Raw genomic sequence first — 19,898 nt, forward strand, 5'->3', positions numbered from 1 at the left:
CGGCGGGTCATGCCGCAGACACGGGGTTTGGCACGCCCGTCTGCGGCGTTGTCGTCGGTTGCCGACTCCCCCACGCTCGGCTGCGTTCGCGCGGGGGGACCCCCATCGCGTTGACGCCCTCCTCCGCCTTGCAGCCAGACGCACCAAACCCCGCTCACCTGCGTCGATTACGCGCCGCCGATTCCCTGCGACCTGATCCGCCGGACAGGCCCTGACCCCGCGAAGGAGCACCCCGGATGACCGCCGAAGCCGAAGTCCTCAAAGCACCCCTGGTCGTCGAATTCCCCTTCACCCGCTCCCTCGGCCCCGTCCAGAGCGCCTTCCTGACCGGTCTGCGCGAACAGGTCGTCCTCGGTGTCCGCACCGGCGACGGGCGTGTGCTCGTGCCGCCCGTCGAGTACGACCCGGTGACCGCCGAGGAGATACGCGACCTGGTCGAGGTGGCCCCGACCGGCACCGTCACCACCTGGGCCTGGAACCACGCCCCGCGTCGCGGCCAGCCCCTCGGCACCCCCTTCGCCTGGGTCCTCGTCAGGCTCGACGGCGCCGACACGGCCCTGCTGCACGCCCTCGACGCCCCCGGCCCCGACGCCGTGCACACCGGAATGCGCGTCCGCGTCCGCTGGGCGCCGGAGCGCTCCGGCGCCATCACGGACATCGCCTGCTTCGAGCCGTACGACAGTCACGACAGTGCGGAGGGCAGCCAACCCTCCGCGCACGACGGGCAGTTCGAGGACATGGTGACCGGCATCGTCGCCCCCGCCCGCCTCGACTACACCTACTCACCCGGCCGCGCCGCGACCGCCTACATCAACGCCCTCGCCGACCGGCGGATCGTCGGCGAGCGCTGCCCGTCCTGCCGGAAGGTGTACGTCCCGCCGCGGGGCGCCTGTCCCACCTGCGGCGTCGCCACCTCCGAGCAGGTCGAGGTGGGCCCGGGCGGCACGGTCACCACGTACTGCATCGTCAACATCAAGGCGCGCAACCTCGACATCGAAGTGCCGTACGTCTACGGGCACATCGCCCTCGACGGCGCCGACCTCGCCTTGCACGGCCGGATCGGCGGCATCCCCTACGACCAGGTGCGCATGGGGCTGCGGGTCGAGCCGGTGTGGACGGAAGGGGGCCGCTACCCCGACCACTACCGGCCCGCCGGCGAGCCCGACGCGGACTACGAGATGTACAAGGAGCTGCTGTGACACGCGAGATCGCCGTCGTCGCCTTCGCACAGACCGATCACCGGCGCACCAGCGAGGAGCTCTCCGAAGTCGAGATGCTCATGCCGGTACTGCACCAGGTTCTCGACCAGACCGGGCTGAAGACCAGCGACATCGGCTTCACCTGCTCCGGCTCCTCCGACTACCTCGCCGGCCGCGCCTTCTCCTTCACCATGGCCCTCGACGGCGTGGGCGCCTGGCCGCCGATCTCCGAGTCGCACGTGGAGATGGACGGGGCCTGGGCGCTCTACGAGGCGTGGACCAAACTGCTGACCGGCGACGCCGACACGGCACTCGTGTACGCGTACGGCAAGTCCTCGCCCGGCTCGGTGCGTGACGTCCTGACCCGGCAGCTCGACCCGTACTACGTGGCCCCCTTGTGGCCGGATTCCGTGGCCCTCGCCGCGCTCCAGGCGCAGGCGCTCATCGACTCGGGTGAGGCCGACGAACCCGCCCTCGCCGGCGTCGCCGCCCGGAGCAGGGCGGACGCGCGCTCCAACTCCCATGCCCAGCTGCGGGGTTCGGTGCCGCACGGGGACTATGCGGTACGTCCGCTGCGCACCGGGGACTGTCCGCCGGTCGGCGACGGGGCCGCCGCCGTGATCCTCGCGGCCGGTGAACGCGCCCGGCACCTGTGCGAACGGCCCGCCTGGATCCGGGGCATCGACCACCGCATCGAGGCACACTCGCTCGGCGTCCGCGATCTGACCGACTCACCGTCGACGCGGCTCGCCGCCGAGAAGGCCGGCGCCTTCGAACGCCCCGTCGACACCGCCGAGTTGCACGCGCCGTTCACCTCGCAGGAGGTGGTCCTGCGGAAAGCGCTCCGGCTCGGTGACGGGGTGCGTGTGAACCCCTCGGGGGGAGCCCTCGCCGCCAACCCGGTCATGGCCGCCGGGCTCGTCCGCATCGGCGAGGCCGCCGCCCGTATCCACCGGGGCGAGTCCGACCGGGCCCTCGCCCACGCCACCTCCGGGCCCTGTCTCCAGCAGAACCTGGTCGCCGTACTCGAAGGGGAGCCCCCGCATGTCCAGTGAACCTGTGGCGGTCGTCGGGATCGGCCAGACCAAGCATGTCGCCGCCCGCCGGGACGTCTCCATGGCCGGGTTGGTGCGTGAGGCGGCTCAACGGGCGCTCGGGGACGCCGAGTTGACGTGGGCCGACATCGACGCCGTCGTGATCGGTAAGGCGCCCGACTTCTTCGAGGGCGTCATGATGCCGGAGTTGTACCTCGCCGACGCGCTCGGCGCGGTGGGCAAGCCGATGCTGCGCGTACACACGGCCGGCTCGGTCGGCGGGTCCACGGCCCTCGTCGCCACGAACCTCGTCAGGTCCCGCGTCCACGCCACCGTCCTCACCCTGGCCTACGAGAAACAGTCCGAGTCGAACGCCATGTGGGGGCTCTCCCTGCCGATCCCCTTCCAGCAGCCGCTGCTGGCCGGGGCCGGCGGCTTCTTCGCCCCGCACGTCCGCGCGTACATGCGGCGCAGCGGTGCCCCCGACACGGTCGGCTCGCTGGTCGCGTACAAGGACCGGCGCAACGCGCTCAAGAACCCGTACGCGCATCTGCACGAGCACGACATCACCCTGGAGAAGGTCCAGGCCTCGCCGATGCTGTGGGACCCGATCCGCTACTCCGAGACCTGCCCCTCGTCCGACGGCGCCGTCGCGATGGTCCTCACCGACCGCGCCGGAGCCGCCCGCGCACCGCGCCCGCCCGCCTGGCTGCACGGCGGCGCGATGCGCAGCGAACCCACCCTGTTCGCGGGCAAGGACGCCGTGTCACCGAGGGCGGGCCGGGACTGCGCGGCAGACGTGTACCGGCAGGCCGGGATCGCCGACCCGCGCCGGGACATCGACGCCGTCGAGATGTACGTACCGTTCTCCTGGTACGAACCCATGTGGCTGGAGAACCTCGGCTTCGCCGCAGAGGGCGAGGGCTGGAAACTCACCGAGTCCGGGGTCACCGAGCTGGACGGGGACCTGCCCGTCAACATGTCGGGGGGCGTCCTGTCGACCAATCCGATCGGCGCCTCGGGCATGATCCGCTTCGCGGAAGCAGCCCTTCAGGTCCGGGGGCAGGCCGGAGAACACCAGGTGGACGGGGCCCGCAGGGTCCTCGGGCATGCCTACGGAGGTGGCTCCCAGTTCTTTTCCATGTGGCTCGTCGGCAGCGAACCGCCGACCTCCTGAAGCATCCCCCTCACGTGGCCTGTCGGCGGCAGGAAGTGATGGCTAGGCTGACCGCGGACGACGAAGACCGGGAGGAGCACGGACGTGGCCGAGAGCACGATCCAGGAGCACCCGCTCGCGGGCTGGGACAAGCCGGAACTGGACCTCAGCAACGCCGACTGGCAGTCCAGCAGCCAAGGGCGGGGGGATGTCCAGATCGCCTTTGTCGAGGGTTTCATCGCAATGCGCAACAGTGGCAGCCCGCAAAGCCCTTCCCTGATTTTCACGCCCGCGGAATGGGGCGCGTTCGTGTCGGGGGCGCGAGAAGGGGAGTTCGACCTGACCTGAGACCGGCTACACCGTGACGTAAAGCCTCGGCAGGGGCTGCCCCGGGGAACCACAGGGCCGCCCCTGCGGTGCTCATGGATGCTGCCGGGCTAGGCGTCAGCGAGTCGGGAGACACCCCTCCGGGGTGAGAGCGGCGCCCGCGGGACATGAAGGTCCGGCGGGACCCGTACCATTGCCGTATGTCGTTCCTCCGCCGCCGCAGCGCCACTCCCGCCGGGCCCGACTTCGATGTTCTGGCCATGGATCCGGGCGACTGGCCCGGCAATCTGGGCGCGGGCCTGCTGCCCGCCCCCGATGGCAGCTGCCAGGGCGTCTTCCTGCGCTACGACCTGTTCGGCGGCCGTGGTCCCGCGATGGTCATCGGCAACCTGCCGGAGGGCTCCCCGGCCCGCGACCTCGCCGAGGGCGAGGTCCCGTTCGAGGTGGCCCAGCTGCTGCTGGCCCTGGAGAACGAGGAGGAGGTCACCGTCGTCGGCACCGAGGACATGCCGGTGATGCAGGGCGACAACCTCCTGATCGTGCGCCGCCTCAAGCTCTCCGAGAGCCGGATCGCCTGCGTGCAGTTCGACCGCAGCGACAACGTCCTGGTGACCATCGCGGCCTGGGACCGTCCGATCACGGACGATCTGTACGCCCTGCTGAAGCCGCTGCCGGCGGAGCTTTTCCAGACCAGCTGAGCGCTCCGCGTACGTGGGTGCACATCAGCACAGCCCCGCGCCCCTTTTGTGAGGCGCGGGGTCCTCGGCTAAACCGTCAGCCGCACGTCCGCGGCCCGCACGAACGCCACCCGGTGGCCGAACTGGATCTCGTAGTACAGATCCTTGCCGACCACGACCCGGTGCGCGGCCGTGTCGAAGGTGACGGCGTAGTAGTACTCGCCGGGCACCTTCTCCCCGGCCACGTACTTCTGGCCCGCGAGCAGCTTGTACGGCAGCGGCGAGACCGCCTGCGCCGGGATGCCCGCCGGATAGGCCGAGGCCTCCGGGTACGCCCTCCCGTACACCGGGATCTCCGTCAGACCGTCCTTCGGTGTCACGACCGCACCGGTCGCGCGCACTGCCGTCGGATTCGCGGCCGGGTTCCGGAACCAGGCCTTCTGGCCCAGGTACCAGATCGCCGTCCAGTCGCCCCGGCGCTCGGCGACGGCGTACTGCTGGCCGGTGGAGACCCGCGACCCGATGTCGTTGACGCCGATCGTCGAGACGCCCTCCGGGGGGTGCGTCCCGATGTCCTTCACGAGCGCGGACGCGGTGTCCGGCCGCGAGTACAGCCGCACCTCGCTCGACCCGTGGGCCGCGCAGGCCTGGCCCGCCGTGACGCAGCCCGTGTACGTCGGCCGGTTCGACGCGTAGTCCGGCCTGATCGTCACCACGCCGCTGTCGCCGCTCGCGCCCGGAGTGGGCTGGAAGGGGCGCCCCATCAGCGTGAAGTAGTGCTGCCAGTCCCAGTACGGGCCCGGGTCGGTGTGCATACCGGAGATCGTCGAGGTGGTCGGCCCCGGCACGTTGTCGTGGCCGAGGATGTGCTGCCGGTCCAGCGGGATGCCGTACTTGGCCGCCAGGTACGTCACCAGCCGGGCCGACGCCCGGTACATCGCCTCCGTGTACCAGGCGTCCGGGTTCGCCAGGAACCCCTCGTGCTCCAGCCCGATCGACTTGGCGTTGACGTACCAGTTGCCCGCGTGCCAGGCGACGTCCTTCGCCTTCACATGCTGGGCGATGTGCCCGTCCGTGGAGCGCAGCGTGTAGTTCCAGGACACGTACGTCGGGTCCTGCACCATGTTGAGTACGCCGTCCCAGGCGCCCTCGGTGTCATGGACGACGATGTACCGGATGCTCTGGCCGGTCGGCCGGTCGCCCAGGTCGTGATTGCCGTAGTCGCCCTCGCCGAACTGCTCGTAGGGCGCCGGAATCCACTCGCAGGACACCGTCGCCGGGCACTCGGTGCCCTCGGCGGACAGTGTGCGCAGCCCGGCCCGCCCCAACTGGGCGGTGTCCGGGGCCAGTTCGGGCTGCGCCGCGAGGGCGACCAGCTGTCCCCCGTCGGTCGTGCGCTTCTCGCCGCCGCGGATCACGTCGTACACGTCAGTGGCGTACGCCGCCGCTGTCGCGCTGTCGTCGGCGCCGGAGAAACGGGCCACCGCGCCGTACCAGTCCGCCGGGTCTGCGCTCAGCGGCTCGGCGAGGTCCCGCTGGGCGGCGGCGAGCAGTGCGGCACCGCCGGCCACATTGGCGGCCGGGTCGGTGCGGAGCTGCTCCGGCGGCAGACCGGTCAGTTCGGCAGCCTTCGTCAACGTACGTAGCCGGGGCGGGAGTTCGGCCGCCGTCGGCACCTCCGTGGTGGGGTGCAGAGCCGGGCGGGCACTGTCACCGCGCGCGTCCTCCGTGCCCTCGCTGTGGTGCGGGGCGTCGGCGAGAGCCGTACGGGCGTCGGTGAGGTGCATCGGGCCGTAGCCGCCGGTGACGCTGGGCGCCCCGGCGTGTGCGTCCCAGCGGGACTGGAGGTAGGAGACGCCGAGCAGCACGCTCTGCGGCACGTGGTACTCGGCCGCCGCCGATGCGAACGCGCGCTGCAGTCGGGCGGCCGAGGCGCCGCTGTCGGACGGGGCTGCGCCGAGCAGCGGCAGCAGCAGGGCCACCGAGGCGAGCGTTCCGGCGGCTCTGCGCACGCGGCTGCGTCTGTGTCCGGGGTCGGTGGGGTGGGTGGGGTCGGCGGATCCTCGCAAGGCGGCCTCCTGGGTCGGACGGGCATGTGGGGGGCGTGCGGGGCCGAACCGTGTGTCAGAGGTACCGGCTGCCCGACGATCCGTCAATCATGCCCAGAGACCGGAGACTTCCCATGTCAATGAGGGTGCGGGGCGCTGCGTGGCCACCCGCGTGCAGGCATGACGAAGGCCCGCGATGCGCCGCTGGTTGCGCGCATCGCGGGCCTTCGTCCCCGTCAGCGAGTGCCGACTGCCGCGCGCACGGCCCGTCGGGCCAGCTGGCAGTCGTCGTGCAGCCGCCTCAGCAGCAGCCGTTGTTCCTCGCCGGACGGCGCAGCACCCGGGTGGGCCGGTCCCGGTGCCGCCGGGGTCGTGTCGTGCATCGAACGCTGCACGGCCAGTTCGTACGTACGGATCTCGCGCGTCAGTACCAGCATCAGGTTCACCAGGAAGGCGTCCCGTGCCGCCGGTCCCGGCGCCTGCGCGAGTTGGCTGATCTGCCGTCGGGCCACCGGCGCGTCACCCAGAACCGCCCACAGCGTCGCCAGGTCGTACCCCGGCAGATACCAGCCCGCATGCTCCCAGTCCACCAGCACTGGACCGGCCGGTGAGAGGAGGATGTTGGACAGGAGAGCGTCGCCGTGGCAGAACTGGCCCATGCCCTGACGGCCTGCCGAGTGCGCGATGCCGTGCATCAGTTTCTGCAGGTCGCCCATGTCCCGGTCGGTGAGCAGCCCCAGCTCGTGATACCGGGAGATGCGCGCCGCGTAGTCCAGCGGGGCGCCGAACGTGCCGGTCGGCGGACGCCAGGCGTTGAGCCCGCGGATCGCGCTGAGCGCCGCCCTGATGTCCGCACGGGGCGGTGCCTCGGCCGGGTGCCGGTGCAGGGCCGCGACCCGGCCCGGCATCCGCTCGATGACCAGCGTGCAGTTGTCCGGGTCCGCCGCGATCAGCCGGGGCACCCGCACCGGTGGGCGGTGCCGCACGAACGAGCGGTATGCGGCTATCTCGTGCCGGATCCGCTCGGCCCAGGCAGGGGACTGATCCAGTAAACACTTGGCGACTGCCGTGCTGCGTCCGGTCGTCCCGACCAGCAGCACCGAGCGTCCGCTGCGGCGCAGTACCTGTACCGGGGCGAACTCCGGGCAGATCCGGTGCACCGACGCGATCGCCGTACGCAACTGGGCGCCCTGGGGGCCGGACAGGTCGAGTCTGCCGCTGAGCGGCTGGGTTCCGATCCCCGGCAGCCGTCGCGATCGGCCGGCACCGGCACCGAGTGCGGGGGCCGCCGGACGCGCGGGGTCGAGGTAGGGGCCGCTGCCACCCGGGCGGGGGTGCAGCGACCGGGGAGGGGCGGACACGGAGGACGATGCTGCGTACATGGGAGAAACAGATCCCTTCGTGTGCCTGCGGCGGTCATGCGCTACCCGGCCCGGCCTCCCTGGTGCACCCTGGGGAGTGTCCCTCGGAGACCGGGTCGGGGTGGCGCTTTCCTACCTGACACCCGTTGCCCAGTGGCACACCATCTGGCGCACCCTGGCGAACCCTGGCGAATAGTCGCTCAGCATCTGACAGACGGTTACTGTCAACTCAGCCGAGAACCTGGGGGCTTGACGTGAGCGGACAACCCAACACTCGTCTGTCGGACCTGTTCGGCCTGGCCGGCTGGTCCAAAGGCGAACTCGCGCGACTGGTGAACCGGCAGGCGGCGGCCATGGGCCACCCCCAGCTGGCGACCGACACCTCGCGGGTGCGGCGGTGGATCGACACGGGAGAGATCCCGCGCGATCCGGTGCCACGCGTACTGGCTGCCCTGTTCACCGAGCGTCTCGGCCGTGTCGTGACCATTGAGGACTTAGGTCTGGTCCGGCACGGGCGTGTGGGGAAACGGCCGGGCGCCGGGAGTGCGGAAGCTCCCGACGGTGTGCCGTGGACGCCCGGACGGACTGCCGCGGTCCTCACCGAATTCACGGGAATGGACCTCATGCTCAACCGACGCGGCTTGGTGGGTGCGGGCGTCGCGCTCACCGCAGGCTCCGCACTCAGTAGTGCCATGCACGACTGGCTGCACACCGACCCGACTCTCTCCGCCGACGCTCCCGACCTCGACAACCCCCTGCACGCCGATCCCGCCGGTTTCGACCGGTACGAGGCCGCCCCCATCGGGTGGCAGGAGATCGAGGAACTGGAAACCGCGGTCGAGGTGTTCCGGAAGTGGGACGCGGCCCGTGGCGGCGGGCTCCAGCGCAAAGCGGTGGTGGGACAGCTCAACGAGGTGGGTGGCATGCTCGCCTACCGCCATCCCGAACCCATCCAGCAGCGCCTGTGGGGCGTCGCCGCCAACCTTGCCGTTCTCGCGGGCTGGATGTCGCACGACGTCGGCCTGGAACCCACGGCCCAGAAGTACTTCGTCATCGCCGCCCACGCGGCCCGGGAGGGCGGCGACCGGCCGCGCGCCGGGGAGGCGCTCTCCCGGGCGGCCCGCCAGATGGTGCACCTGGGCCGGCCCGACGACGCGCTCGACCTCATGAAGCTCGCCAACTCCGGCTCGGGCGAGGAGACGCTGCCACGCACCCAGGCCATGCTGTACACCGTCGAGGCCTGGGCACAGGCGGCGATGGGGCACGGTCAGGCGATGCGCCGCACCCTGGGCCAGGCGGAGGACCTCTTCGTCTCCGACAAGGGCGATGTGCCGCCGCCGAGCTGGATGCAGATGTTCAAGGCGGAGGACCTGTACGGCATGCAGGCCCTGGCCTACCGCACCCTGGCCGAGCACGAACCGGCCGCCGCCGTGCACGCCCAGTACTACGCGGAGAAGGCCCTGGAACTGCGGGTCGACGGCCGGGAGCGGTCGAAGATCTTCGACTTCCTGTCCATGGCCTCGGCCTGCTTCATCGCGGACGACCCCGAACAGGCGGCCGGGTACGCGCGGTTGGCCCTGGTGTCGATGGGCTCGAACTCGTCCCGCCGTACCTGGGACCGGCTGCGCCAGATGTACCGGCTCACCGCCGAGTACTCCAGCTATCCGAAGATCAACGAACTCCGCGAGGAGATCAAACTGTCCCTACCGAAGCAGGCGAAGGGGAGGGGCGGCAACAACACGTGGGTATAGGCCGCCTGTAGCTGTTTTATTTACGGGCTGCAGCTGTCTTACGGGGCCACCCTGGCGATCAGTACACAGGCGTCGTCCTCGCGCTCGGTCTCGCCGAACTCCTCCACGACCGCCCGTACACAGTCCTGCGCGGTCCGCGCCGCACCGAAGCGTGGGGCCAGTTCGAGCAGACGGTGCGCGACGGCGGTACCTTCCCGTCGACCGGGCACCAGTCCGTCGGTGTGCAGGAGGAGCAGGTCGCCCGGTTCGAGGGTCTCCTCGGCCTGTCCGTAGACGGCGCCCGAGGTCGCGCCGAGCAGGACGCCCTCCGGTGGGGTCAGCACGCGCCCCGTCCCGTCGCGGAACAGCAGCGGGGCGGGGTGTCCTGCCTGCGCCCAGTTGAGGGTGCGGGTCTCGGGCCGGTAGCGGCAGCAGACCGCGCTGCCCAGGGCCGGCTGGGCGGTGGCGTCGAGCAACTGGTTGAGCCAGGACATGAGTTGGCCCGGCTGGGTGCCCGCCACGGCCATGCCGCGCAGCGCGCCGAGCAGCATCGCCATGTCCGACGTCACCGTCACCCCGTGCCCGGTGAGGTCGCCGACGCTCAACAAGGTGTCACCGTCGGACAGTTCGAGCGCGTCGTACCAGTCGCCGCCGATCAGCGCGCTCGTCGAGGAGGGAAGGTAGTGGGCGGCCAGGTCCAGGGTCTCGGGACCCTGGTGCGGGAGCCGCAGGGAGCCGCGCCACGGCGGCAGCACAGCTTCCTGCAGCTCGACCGCGAGCCGGCGCTCGGACTGCGCGTGGTGCCGGTGACGCTGCAACGAGTCACGGGTCTCGCTGACCGTCCTTTGGCTGCGGCGCAGTTCGCTGACGTCCCGCAGCACGGCCCACATGGAGGCGGTGCTGCCGTCGGCGTCGAGCACGGGCTCGCCCATCATGTGCACGGTCCGTACGCCGCCGTCGGGCCGCAGGATGCGGAACTCGCCGTCGATGGGCTTGGCGTCGATCAGACAGTCCGTGACCATCGCGGTGAGCCTCGGCCGGTCCTCGTCGAGGACCAGGGAGGGCAGCTCGTCGAGGGTGAGCGGGTCCGCGGCGGGGTCCCGGCCGAGGATCTGGTACAGCTCACCGGACCAACTGGCCTCGTCCGTAAGGAGGTTCCACTCCGCGCTGCCGACCCGGCTGAGGAGCGAGCCGCGCCGGGGAGCGGTCGGCACGACTCGGGCAGCGGGCACCGGCCCGGCGGCCCCGGGAGCCTCGGGCAGGGGCTGCGGGCCGTCCCGTAACTGGGCCAAGTGCTCGTCGAGGTCGTTGAGTTGATGCACCGCCAGGTCATAGAGGGCGCGCTGCCAGCGTCCCTGCGGGTCCGATCCGTCGCCCGGCGTGTCCCGTCGTACGGCGTCCACGTCGCCCTTGAGCTGTCGCGCCTGCGTGATGAGGGCGTCGACCGGGCCGCGCGCGGGCGGCTGGGCGGCTGGATGGTCCGCGGAGAGATGGGGCGGCATGACGCACTCCGATGAGGGGACGGTACGACCAGAGCTGGGCGGAAGGACCGGTTACGACTGTTGCACAGCCCGCGACGCGCTGTAAGGGATTTGGCAACACACGATACGGTGGTGCTTCTGGCATATGCCACAGTCTTCTCGGACGGTTTTCCTGGCACGAAAACCGTACGCGTCCGGTGTGTCAAGTCGTAGTCGGGGTACGCGACTTGGCGGATCGATGGAGATGAGTGGCAACTCATTCAGGCGCGTGTTCGACGGTCATTTGTGCGATGCGTGGCGATGTGTTGCCGGGGCACACCGTCAGGTTGCCCCCGATTCGCCCGACGGTCCGCGATCCCGGCGGAAACTTGCGCGCGTTAGTGATGCAGCTCACATTAAAAGCTGCGGATTCCGCGTAATCGGAGAGGCCATTTCGGGGTCGTAACACCACGTCGGCACAACGCGTCGGCATCACGATCGTCGGCCCGAACCGGAGCGGAGACTGCCATGGATGTCACCCTCGAACAGCCCGCGCGTGCACGTCTGATCACCTCGGAGGAGCAGGAGCTTCCCGTCCCCGCCACGCTCCGCTACGCCTCCACGGACCCGCTCGCTGTGCACATCGACTTCCCGGCCGAGGTCGCACTCGACGGGGAGGGGGTGAGCTGGACCTTCGCCCGGAGCCTGCTTGAGGAGGGCGTACGACGGCCCGCCGGGGGCGGTGACGTGCACATCTGGCCATGCGGCCCGGCGCGCACGGTCATGGAACTCCACTCGCCGCACGGCCTGGCCCTGCTCCAGTTCGACACACCGGCCCTGCGCCGGTTCCTGATCCGTACGTTCGCCGTCGTGGCGGCCGGGAGAGAGGATCTCGGCGACGCGGTCGACCGCGGGCTGTCCGACCTCCTCGGCGCCCCTTCGGCGGGGAGCGAGGGCAGAGAGCAGTGAGCGGTGCGCCGGGGTCAGTAGCGCAGCACCCCGGCGATCCCCGTCGCCTCGGTCAGCGTCCCGTCCGGTACGAAGCGGACCTCCGCCCCGGTGTCCAGGCACCGTTCCACGATCTCGTCCACGATGTCCTCGCGGGCGTCGAGGTCGCCGCCCGAGGCGGGCACCAGATGGTCGCCGCCGACGTCCCGTACCGTCACACGGAAGTTCTCCTCGACGGCAAGCAGCCGGATGCGGCCCTCCGCCGCGCTCTGCCACACCTCGTCCACGCCGGCGGCGAACTCCCGTCGGCCACGGGCCGTTTCGAGGTCCCGCCGGACCGCGTCGGCCTCCGCCCGCTGCCGGTCCGCGACGAGGGGGCGGACGGCCTGCCACACCGTGTCGGCGCGGGCGTGCCCGACGCCGCCGTGCGGGACGTGCGTCGCGTCCTTGGCGGCGCCGCCGACGTCCGCGAGGGCGGACAGGGCGGCCGGTTCGCCGGTCACGTACAGCGGACGCGGGTGTGCGCGCAGGACACGGCCCAGCGCGAGGTCCGCGTCGCGCAGGAACCTGCGGGTGTGCTCGTCCTGGAAGGTGCTCGGCAGATCGCCGACCCGCTCCTGACGCTCGGCGTCCGGGTCCTCCAGGCTCCGGCTCAGCGGAAAGCCCCCGGCGTTCTCTCCGGCTTCCTGGATCTCCTCGACGACACGGTCCGTACCGCCGCTCCACAGCGAGACACGGTCGGCGGAGACCGCCAGCACCCAGAACGGCCGCTCGGCGGCCTGTGCGGAGACCAGGTTGCGGGTCAGGAAGGTGTCCGAGAGGACCACCCGCTCGGGCACCGGCCGGGCCAGCGACCACACCTGGTGCTCGCCGGGCGCCGCGAAGATCACCAGACCGTCCTCGGCGTGCGCGAGATCCACGTCGGCGAGCGCCCGGTCGAGCTGGCCGAAGACATCGACGCGCCGTCGGCGGGTGACGGCCGGATCTGCCTCCAGCCGCTTCTTGGCCTCGGCCACGGCGTTGCGCAGCCGGACCGGATCCTGTGCGTTGTCGGGTTCACGACGGTGGGTCGGCGTCAGTACGGAGACCGCGGGATAGGGACGCGGGCGCCGCAGTTCGATGAGCGTTGCGGGACTGAGAGCGTGCTCCATATGTGCACCATAGGGCCGATTCGGGTGTAGGGCATTCGGAGTACACGCGGCCGCTTTCAGCCGTCGTCGTCGGCGCCGCAGGAGCTGCCGTCGGCGGGGAGGGAGCCGTACAGCAGGAAGGCGTCGACTTTCCGGTGCACGCACTTCGAGGACCCGTATCCGGTGTGGCCCTCGCCCTTGTTGTCGAGGACGACAGCCGGTGAGCCCAGCCGTTCGGCTGTCTCCGTGGTCCAGCGGTACGGCGTGGCGGGGTCGCCGCGCGTGCCCACCAGGAGCATCTTCGGGGTGTCCAGGTCCCGAACCTCGGTGCGGATGAAGTCCGTGCCCTTGGGGCGGCCGTAGCACATCAGGACCTCGGTGAGGCGGTAGCGGCCGAACACCGGGGAGGCCCTCTCGTACTTGGCGCGCAGGGCGGCGAGACCCTTGGTGATCCGGGCCGCGGTGGGGCGGTCGGGGTCGTCCGCGCAGTTGATCGCCATCAGCGCGGCGGGGAGGTTGTCGAGGGGCACCTCCGCCTCGTCGACGAGTCCGCCGCCCGAGTCCGGCGAGGGGCTCGGCCTCAGGGGGACGGCGGTTCGTCCGCCGCCGAACCCCATGACTCCTCTGGCGTCCCCGTCCTCGACCAGCGCGGCGAGGGCCCGCTCAAGGGACGGCCACATGCGCTCGCTGTAGAGCCCCTGGCCGATGGCGCCCGCGAGGTCCTGGCCGGAGAGACTGTCGCCGAAGCCCGTCGGCAGCGGGTCCTCGTCGAGCGCGCCGACCAGCTCGACGACCTGCTCGCGGGCGGTGCGCGCGTCCTGGCCGAACGGGCAGGCGATGTCCGTCACGCACCAGTTGAGGAATCCTTCCAGCGCGGTCTGCTGCCCGGCGGCGCCCGCGAGCCCCTGCTCGGCCAGCGACTCGGTGAGGGTGTCGACGCCGTCGAGGACGAACCGGCCGACCTTGTCGGGGAATTGGGCCGCGTACACCGCGCCGAGGCGTGTCCCGTACGAGAAGCCGAGGTAGTTGAGCTTCTTGTCGCCGAGGGCCTGGCGCATCACGTCGAGGTCGCGGGAGGCGTTCACGGTGCCGATGTGCCGCAGGACGGGCCCGGAGTGCCTGACACAGGCCTGGGCCGCCTTGCGCAGCTGTTCGAGGGCTGCGCGCGGATTGTCCCCGGCACCCTCTTCGGCCATGTCGGCGTCCGTGTCCGTACCTTCGCCGCAACTGACGGGGGAGGACCTCCCGACGCCTCGCGGATCGAAGGTGACGACGTCGTAGCCGTTGGTCAGGCCCATGAAGTCCTTGCCACCGTAAGCGAGTTGGCTGACGCCCGCGCCGCCGGGGCCGCCGAAGTTCAGCAGCACGGAACCCCGGGACTTCCCGGTCGCCCGGTAGCGGGCCATCGCCAGGTCGAGCGTGGCGCCGCGGGGCTCGGCGTAGTCGAGGGGGACGGTGACCTTGCCGCACTGGAGGTCGTCCGTCGGCAGGTCGTCCATCGTCGCCTCGTCGGCGCAGTCCGACCACGTGATCTTCTGGTGGGAGAAGCGGGACAGGTCGGGGCCGGTCTCGTCGTCCGCCGCGGCCACCGTCGGCGAACCCGTTCCCAGCAGGGCGAGTGCCGCGGCCGAGGCGAGCGCCCGGCGTCGGTACGCGGACCGCATGAGTGCCTCCAGGGGCAGGCCCCGGCTGTGGACCGGGGCGGTGCCCTCGATCACGATAAGCGGGCGGACAGGGCCTCGCCTCCCGGCGGGCGTGCGGCGGCGCGGGCTAGGTTGGGTGGTCGTGCCCCCTGCGAGATCCATGGTCGGGTGGGGTCTCAACCCCCTCCACGGACAGAACATGGACAGGGCTTGGGGGCAGAACTGGGGAACAGACAAGGAGCATGCCCATGACCTCCTCCGCCGGCCCGGCCTCTCCGGGGCCCGACGACCTCGTCGTCACCCGGGCAACGCTCGAAGACTGGCCGGTGGTCACCGGGTGGGCGGCCGACGAGGGCTGGAACCCGGGGCTGTCGGACAGCGCCGGTTTCTTCGCCCAGGACCCCGAGGGTTTCTTCGTCGGCAGGGTCGGCGAGGAGCCGGTGTCGGCGATCTCGGTCGTCAACTACGGGGATGCGTACGCCTTTCTGGGTTTCTATCTTGTCCGCCCCGACCTGCGCGGCCGCGGCTACGGCCTGACCACCTGGAAGACCGCGCTGGCCCACGCCGGAAGCCGTACCGTCGGCCTCGACGGAGTCGTGGCCCAGCAGGACAACTACCGCCGCTCCGGCTTCGAACCCGCCTACCGCACCGTCCGGTTCACCGGCACCGCCCCCGCTGCCGACACCCCGGCGGACGTCCGTCCCGTACGCCAGGAGGATCTGGCGGCGATCACGGCGTACGACGCTGTCTGTCACCCCGCCGACCGGCCCCGTTTCCTGGCGTACTGGCTGACGGGCCCCGGCCACCGGGCCTTCGTGCGCGAAGCCGATGACGGAACCGGCGGGAACCGTGTCGTCACCGGGTACGGAGTGATCCGCCCCGGCCGGGACGCGCTCCGTATCGGCCCGCTGTTCGCCGACACCGCCGAGGACGCGCGGGCGCTGTTCGCCGCGCTGACCGCCGACGCGGCCGGGGCGGAGGTCGCGATCGACGTGCCGGAGCCGAACACGGCCGCCGTCGCTCTGGTGGAGGAGGCGGGCTTCACGCCGTCCTTCGAGACGGCACGTATGTACACGGGCCCGGTACGGCCGTTCGCGCGGGACCGGGTCTTCGGGGTGACCACCCTCGAACTCGGGTAGCGGCGAACTCCCGCTCCCGGTCAGCCCTGTTGGGGTTGCCCGGCGTGGAACCGGCGGTGCAGGTCCCGTACTTGTGCTGCCAGGTCCGGGACCGGGCCCTCCACCGTCACACCGGGCGCGATCTCGTTGACCGGCAGCGTCCGGACCGGGGGCGCGGGTACGCCCAACTCGCCGAGCCAGACGGCCAGTTGCTCGGACGAGGCGACGTACACGATCCGGCCGAGGCCCACCCAGGCATGCGCGGCGGCGCACATCGGGCAGTGCTCGCCGGAGGTGTAGACGGTGGCCGCCGCCCGTTCCTCCGGCGTCAGATGGGCGGCGGACCAGCGGGCCAGCTCGAACTCCGGGTGGCGCGTGCGGTCACCGGAGGCCACCCGGTTGTGGTCCTCGGCGAGGACCACGCCGTCCGCGCCCACCAGGACCGAACCGAACGGCTCGTCGCCGACCGCCAGCGCCTCGGTGGCCAGCTCCACGCAGCGGCGCAGGTAGGGCAGTTCGTCGCTCTTCACCATGACTGTCCGGGCCTCCTCGCGGTGCGGCTCCCCGGGTGCAGGATACGTCCGTACGACAGGTGGGGCGCGGCACCTGGGCACCCCCTTCGCACATGAAAATCCCGGCATCCAGCACGGCATCCGCCCGCCACCGGAGCGGCGAGTCCCGGTCAGAACCCGAAGGGCCGCGTGGAACGGGTGTGAATACCGTTGCGCTTGCCGCATCGGGATGCTGGAGTTACGGCATGGATCATGCAGCGGTGCTCGCCCTTTACGACCGGGACATGCGCGAAGGGGCACAGCCCGACGGGCCGGGTGCCCGGATCGAACGCGTGGGCGGGGTGGTGCGCCAGGTCGCCGACGCCCAGGGCTGGAACGGGGTCGTCTGGTCCGACCTCGACGCGGCGCGGGCCGACGGGGCGATCGCCGAGCAGATCCGCTACTACGGCGCCCTCGGGCGCACGTTCGAGTGGAAGCTCTACGGGCACGACTTCCCGATCGACCTGGGACAGCGGCTGCGGACGGCCGGGTTCACGGCCGAACCCGAGGAGACGCTGATGATCGGCGAGGTGTCCGGCCTGACCTTCGAGACCGAGCCGCCCGAGGGCATCCGCCTCGTCCCGGTGACCGACCGGGCCGGCGTCGACCTCGTGGCGGACGTCCACGAGAAGGCCTTCGGCACCGACAGCTCCCGTCTGCGGCGCCAGCTGCTCGCCCGGCTCACCAAGGACCCGGACACGATCACCGCCGTCGTGGCGCTGGCCGGCGAGGAGCCGGTGAGCGCGGCCCGCATGGAGCTCGTGCCCGGTACCCGGTTCGCCGGGCTGTGGGGCGGCGGCACCGTCGAGGCCTGGCGTGGCAAGGGCATCTACCGCGCCCTGGTCGCCCACCGCGCCCGCGACGCCGTGGAGCGCGGCTACCGCTACCTCCAGGTCGACGCCTCCAGCCAGAGCCGCCCCGTCCTGGAGCGCCTCGGCTTCGAACCCCTCACCACGACGACCCCGTACGTGTACGAGCCCGAGACGAGCGGCGGCACCGAGTAGCGTCCAGCGCTCCGCGTGACGTGCGGTGTCGCAGCCGCGGGTCCGCCCGCCCACTCGTCCGGCGGCCCGAGCGTCACAGACCGAGCTGGTACTCGACCGCCCTGTGCGTCGGTACGTACCCCAGCGCGTCGTTGACGGCGAGCATCGGCGCGTTGCTGCTCGCGGTGTCCGTGACCAGCCCCGTGAGTCCGGGGTGGTGGGCGCGGGCCCGGCGGATCGACTCGGCCTTCATCCAGCGGCCGAGGCCGTGTCCGCGGTGCTCGGGGAGTACCGCCGTTCCGTAGTGCTGTCCGTCGCCGCGGCCGTCACCCGGCACGACCAGCTCGGAGAAGCCGACGACGGAGCCGTCCGACGTGTCCAACGCGGCGACGGTGTGCAGCAGTTCGCCTCGCCCGGCGACCGTCTCGGCGGCCGCCACGACGCGTTCGACGTCCCACACGACCGTGCCGTAGTCGGTGTCCTCCATCGGCATGTCGTCCATGGCGCGGCGCGAGTCGGCGTAATTGGCGGCCAGTTCGGATGGAACGGTGCCCTCCCATGCCGTCAACCGGTAGCCGGGGTGCGGGAGTTCGGCGAGCCGTGTGATCTCCGCGAGGTCCGCGTCGGCCAGTGCCAGTCGGGCGTACGTCAGTCCCAGCACCCGGCGGAAACCCCGGTCCGCCAGGAAGCGGTCACCGGGGGAGCCCTCCTCGGCCTGCGCGACGAGCGAGCGGCGGTCCTCGCTCCGGGCCGCGGCGACGGCGGCGTCCAGGAGCAGGGTGCCGACGCCCTGCCTGCGCTCGGCAGGATGGACCGCGATCTCCAGCTCGGCGAGATGCTCCTGGCCCTCTCTGGTGAACAGGCGCAGGGAGGCGGAGCCGAGCGGTACTCCGTCGGCGTCCGAGGCCAGCTGGACGAGCCGTCGGCTCGACGCGCCGGGTTCGGGATCGGTCAGTGCGGTGATGCGCGGGGGCAAGGATGTCTCCGACGGTGAAGCGGGACGGCTGCGTCATGTCGAGTTCGGGTCATCGACACGGGCTGGGGCCCGCCAAAGCGTAGCGCCGGGTTATGCGGTTTGTTTGCCGCGGGCCTGTTGGGGCTGGTCGCGCAGTTCCCCGCGCCCCTTTCGGGGCGCGGGTGTGCACCTGACTTCACCAGGTCCGCTCAGCCCTTGTGGCCCGCCGCCCGCAACGGAATTCGGTGCCTCGGTCGCCTACCCTCACCGGCGCCCGCTTCGGCTGCGTCGGGGTGCCTTTGCTCGGTCCAGTGCGGCCACGCCGAATGCCGCCAGGCCGATCTGGATCAGCCACTCGACCCAGTCGACGCCGTTGGTGTCGGCCACGTCGAAGGCCGCCGCGATCGCCGACCCGATGAGCGCGGCCACGATGCCGACGGCGATCGTCCACAGGATTCCGATGCGCTGGCGCCCCGGGACGACCAGTCGGCCCAGGATGCCAATGATGATGCCGATGATGATGGCGCCGATGATGCTCGAGATCTCCATCTCCGCCCCTCTTTGCCGGTTTGTGCCGATGCCCTGTCTAGTGCCCGCTGAGGGGCGGGACAGTCCGATGGGCCTTCCAGGGTCTGCCTCTCGCATTGACATGCAGGTAATTGCCTGCATAACGTTGAGTGTGCGATCAGGTGACGATTACGACGACTCCGGGACTGGCGGGACGGACAAGGTCTTCAAGGCGCTGGCCGACGAGACCCGCAGGCGGCTGCTGGACCGGCTGCACGAGCGGAACGGGCAGACGCTCGGGGAACTGTGCGGGCAGGTCGAGATGACCCGCCAGTCGGTGACCCAGCATCTGGCCGTCCTGGAGGCCGCCAACCTGGTCAGCACGGTGCGGCGGGGGCGGGAGAAGCTGCACTACCTCAACCCGGTGCCGCTCCACGAGATCCAGGAGCGGTGGATCGACAAGTTCGAGCGTCCGCGGCTGCGCGCGCTCGGCGAACTGAAGCGACGAGCCGAGGAAGCCACCATGACCGACAAGCCGACCTTCGTGTACGTCATCTACATCCACAGCACGCCGGAGACCGTCTGGGACACGCTCACCGACGCCGACCTGACCGCCGTCTACTGGGGCCACAGCAACGTCTCCGACTGGCGGCCCGGCTCCCGCTGGGAACACCGCCGCACCGATGGCTCCGGCATCGCCGACGTGGTCGGCACCGTCGTGGAGAGCGAGCGCCCGACGCGCCTGGTCGCCACCTGGGCCGACCCCCAGAAGGAGGCGGATCCCGAGGCGCACTCCCGGGTCACCTTCGACATCCGGCCGCACGGCGACATCGTCCGGCTCACGGTCACCCACGAGGACCTCGCCGACGAGGGCGAGTACGCCGACGTGTCGGGCGGCTGGCCGGCCGTGCTGTCCAACCTGAAGTCCCTGATCGAGACCGGCAGTCCGCTCCCGCAGGAGCCGTGGCTGGTGCCTTGAGGTCGGGCGGGACCGCGTGGGACCGCGTGGGGAGGCCGGTCTGCGGTGTGCGGACCGGCCTCCCGATGTCTTCCTTGCGTCTTTCCTGTCGT

Annotated in this window: 18 protein-coding genes; 10 read left to right on the forward strand and 8 right to left on the reverse strand. The window is 71.3% G+C overall.

Annotated features, from left to right (window positions below; translation table 11 throughout):
* Nucleotides 1-236: 236 nt before the first annotated feature.
* From ACH4TV_RS13500 to ACH4TV_RS13520, 5 genes are all read left to right on the forward strand, one after another.
* Nucleotides 237-1,199 carry a Zn-ribbon domain-containing OB-fold protein gene (locus ACH4TV_RS13500; protein WP_398397430.1) on the forward strand — a complete coding sequence of 321 codons (963 nt, stop codon included), beginning with the start codon at nucleotides 237-239 and terminating at the stop codon, nucleotides 1,197-1,199.
* Nucleotides 1,196-2,254: a thiolase domain-containing protein gene (locus ACH4TV_RS13505; RefSeq protein ID WP_398397432.1), complete on the forward strand. Its 1,059-nt coding sequence runs from the start codon at nucleotides 1,196-1,198 to the stop codon at nucleotides 2,252-2,254. Before ACH4TV_RS13500 ends, ACH4TV_RS13505 begins: the two co-directional genes overlap by 4 nt.
* Nucleotides 2,244-3,410, forward strand: coding sequence for a thiolase domain-containing protein (locus ACH4TV_RS13510; RefSeq protein ID WP_398397433.1), 1,167 nt, complete (start codon nucleotides 2,244-2,246; stop codon nucleotides 3,408-3,410). The genes ACH4TV_RS13505 and ACH4TV_RS13510 overlap by 11 nt, the downstream gene beginning before the upstream one ends.
* Before the next feature lie 84 nt (nucleotides 3,411-3,494).
* Nucleotides 3,495-3,737 (forward strand): DUF397 domain-containing protein, encoded by a 243-nt coding sequence (locus ACH4TV_RS13515; protein WP_398397435.1) that lies wholly within the window; start codon nucleotides 3,495-3,497, stop codon nucleotides 3,735-3,737.
* Nucleotides 3,738-3,916: 179 nt separating this feature from the next.
* Nucleotides 3,917-4,414 carry a hypothetical protein gene (locus tag ACH4TV_RS13520; protein WP_398397437.1) on the forward strand — a complete coding sequence of 166 codons (498 nt, stop codon included), beginning with the start codon at nucleotides 3,917-3,919 and terminating at the stop codon, nucleotides 4,412-4,414.
* A 68-nt stretch (nucleotides 4,415-4,482) separates the two neighbouring features.
* On the opposite strand, the gene ACH4TV_RS13525 is transcribed toward ACH4TV_RS13520, so the two are convergent.
* Nucleotides 4,483-6,462: an N-acetylmuramoyl-L-alanine amidase gene (locus ACH4TV_RS13525; protein ID WP_398397439.1), complete on the reverse strand. Its 1,980-nt coding sequence runs from the start codon at nucleotides 6,460-6,462 to the stop codon at nucleotides 4,483-4,485.
* Between the two features lie 215 nt (nucleotides 6,463-6,677).
* Nucleotides 6,678-7,823 (reverse strand): aminoglycoside phosphotransferase family protein, encoded by a 1,146-nt coding sequence (locus tag ACH4TV_RS13530; protein ID WP_398397441.1) that lies wholly within the window; start codon nucleotides 7,821-7,823, stop codon nucleotides 6,678-6,680.
* A gap of 233 nt (nucleotides 7,824-8,056) precedes the next feature.
* Between ACH4TV_RS13530 and ACH4TV_RS13535 the strand changes: the two genes are divergently transcribed.
* The gene (locus ACH4TV_RS13535) at nucleotides 8,057-9,553 is read left to right on the forward strand and encodes a hypothetical protein (protein WP_398397442.1); all 1,497 of its coding nucleotides are present in this window, start codon (nucleotides 8,057-8,059) and stop codon (nucleotides 9,551-9,553) included.
* Between the two features lie 38 nt (nucleotides 9,554-9,591).
* Here ACH4TV_RS13535 and ACH4TV_RS13540 read toward each other — a convergent pair whose 3' ends face one another.
* Nucleotides 9,592-11,034, reverse strand: a complete 1,443-nt coding sequence (locus tag ACH4TV_RS13540) for a PP2C family protein-serine/threonine phosphatase (protein WP_398397444.1) — start codon at nucleotides 11,032-11,034, stop codon at nucleotides 9,592-9,594.
* Nucleotides 11,035-11,520: 486 nt separating this feature from the next.
* Between ACH4TV_RS13540 and ACH4TV_RS13545 the strand changes: the two genes are divergently transcribed.
* Nucleotides 11,521-11,961: an SsgA family sporulation/cell division regulator gene (locus tag ACH4TV_RS13545; protein WP_398397446.1), complete on the forward strand. Its 441-nt coding sequence runs from the start codon at nucleotides 11,521-11,523 to the stop codon at nucleotides 11,959-11,961.
* A gap of 14 nt (nucleotides 11,962-11,975) precedes the next feature.
* On the opposite strand, the gene ACH4TV_RS13550 is transcribed toward ACH4TV_RS13545, so the two are convergent.
* On the reverse strand, nucleotides 11,976-13,091 hold the full coding sequence (locus ACH4TV_RS13550) for a chemotaxis protein (protein WP_398397448.1): 1,116 nt from the start codon (nucleotides 13,089-13,091) through the stop codon (nucleotides 11,976-11,978).
* 56 nt (nucleotides 13,092-13,147) lie between these two features.
* Entirely contained in the window at nucleotides 13,148-14,734 is a 1,587-nt protein-coding gene (locus tag ACH4TV_RS13555) for an alpha/beta hydrolase (RefSeq protein ID WP_398397449.1), read from the reverse strand.
* Between the two features lie 227 nt (nucleotides 14,735-14,961).
* Between ACH4TV_RS13555 and ACH4TV_RS13560 the strand changes: the two genes are divergently transcribed.
* Nucleotides 14,962-15,852: a GNAT family N-acetyltransferase gene (locus ACH4TV_RS13560; RefSeq protein ID WP_398397451.1), complete on the forward strand. Its 891-nt coding sequence runs from the start codon at nucleotides 14,962-14,964 to the stop codon at nucleotides 15,850-15,852.
* Nucleotides 15,853-15,872: 20 nt separating this feature from the next.
* On the opposite strand, the gene ACH4TV_RS13565 is transcribed toward ACH4TV_RS13560, so the two are convergent.
* Nucleotides 15,873-16,364 (reverse strand): nucleoside deaminase, encoded by a 492-nt coding sequence (locus ACH4TV_RS13565; protein WP_398397453.1) that lies wholly within the window; start codon nucleotides 16,362-16,364, stop codon nucleotides 15,873-15,875.
* Between the two features lie 224 nt (nucleotides 16,365-16,588).
* On the opposite strand from ACH4TV_RS13565, the gene ACH4TV_RS13570 reads away from it, so the two are divergent.
* Nucleotides 16,589-17,386: a GNAT family N-acetyltransferase gene (locus ACH4TV_RS13570; protein WP_398397455.1), complete on the forward strand. Its 798-nt coding sequence runs from the start codon at nucleotides 16,589-16,591 to the stop codon at nucleotides 17,384-17,386.
* A gap of 73 nt (nucleotides 17,387-17,459) precedes the next feature.
* Here ACH4TV_RS13570 and ACH4TV_RS13575 read toward each other — a convergent pair whose 3' ends face one another.
* Together ACH4TV_RS13575 and ACH4TV_RS13580 are read right to left on the reverse strand one after the other, a co-directional pair.
* A complete protein-coding gene (locus ACH4TV_RS13575) occupies nucleotides 17,460-18,341 on the reverse strand; it encodes a GNAT family N-acetyltransferase (RefSeq protein WP_398397457.1) in 882 nt (293 codons plus the stop codon).
* 243 nt (nucleotides 18,342-18,584) lie between these two features.
* On the reverse strand, nucleotides 18,585-18,869 hold the full coding sequence (locus ACH4TV_RS13580) for a GlsB/YeaQ/YmgE family stress response membrane protein (RefSeq protein WP_398397459.1): 285 nt from the start codon (nucleotides 18,867-18,869) through the stop codon (nucleotides 18,585-18,587).
* A 130-nt stretch (nucleotides 18,870-18,999) separates the two neighbouring features.
* Between ACH4TV_RS13580 and ACH4TV_RS13585 the strand changes: the two genes are divergently transcribed.
* Nucleotides 19,000-19,806 (forward strand): ArsR/SmtB family transcription factor, encoded by an 807-nt coding sequence (locus ACH4TV_RS13585; protein ID WP_398397461.1) that lies wholly within the window; start codon nucleotides 19,000-19,002, stop codon nucleotides 19,804-19,806.
* Nucleotides 19,807-19,898 lie beyond the last annotated feature (92 nt).

Origin of the sequence: Streptomyces sp. NPDC020898 (assembly GCF_044333925.1) — a bacterium.
In the GTDB taxonomy this organism is placed as follows: Bacteria; Actinomycetota; Actinomycetes; order Streptomycetales; family Streptomycetaceae; genus Streptomyces.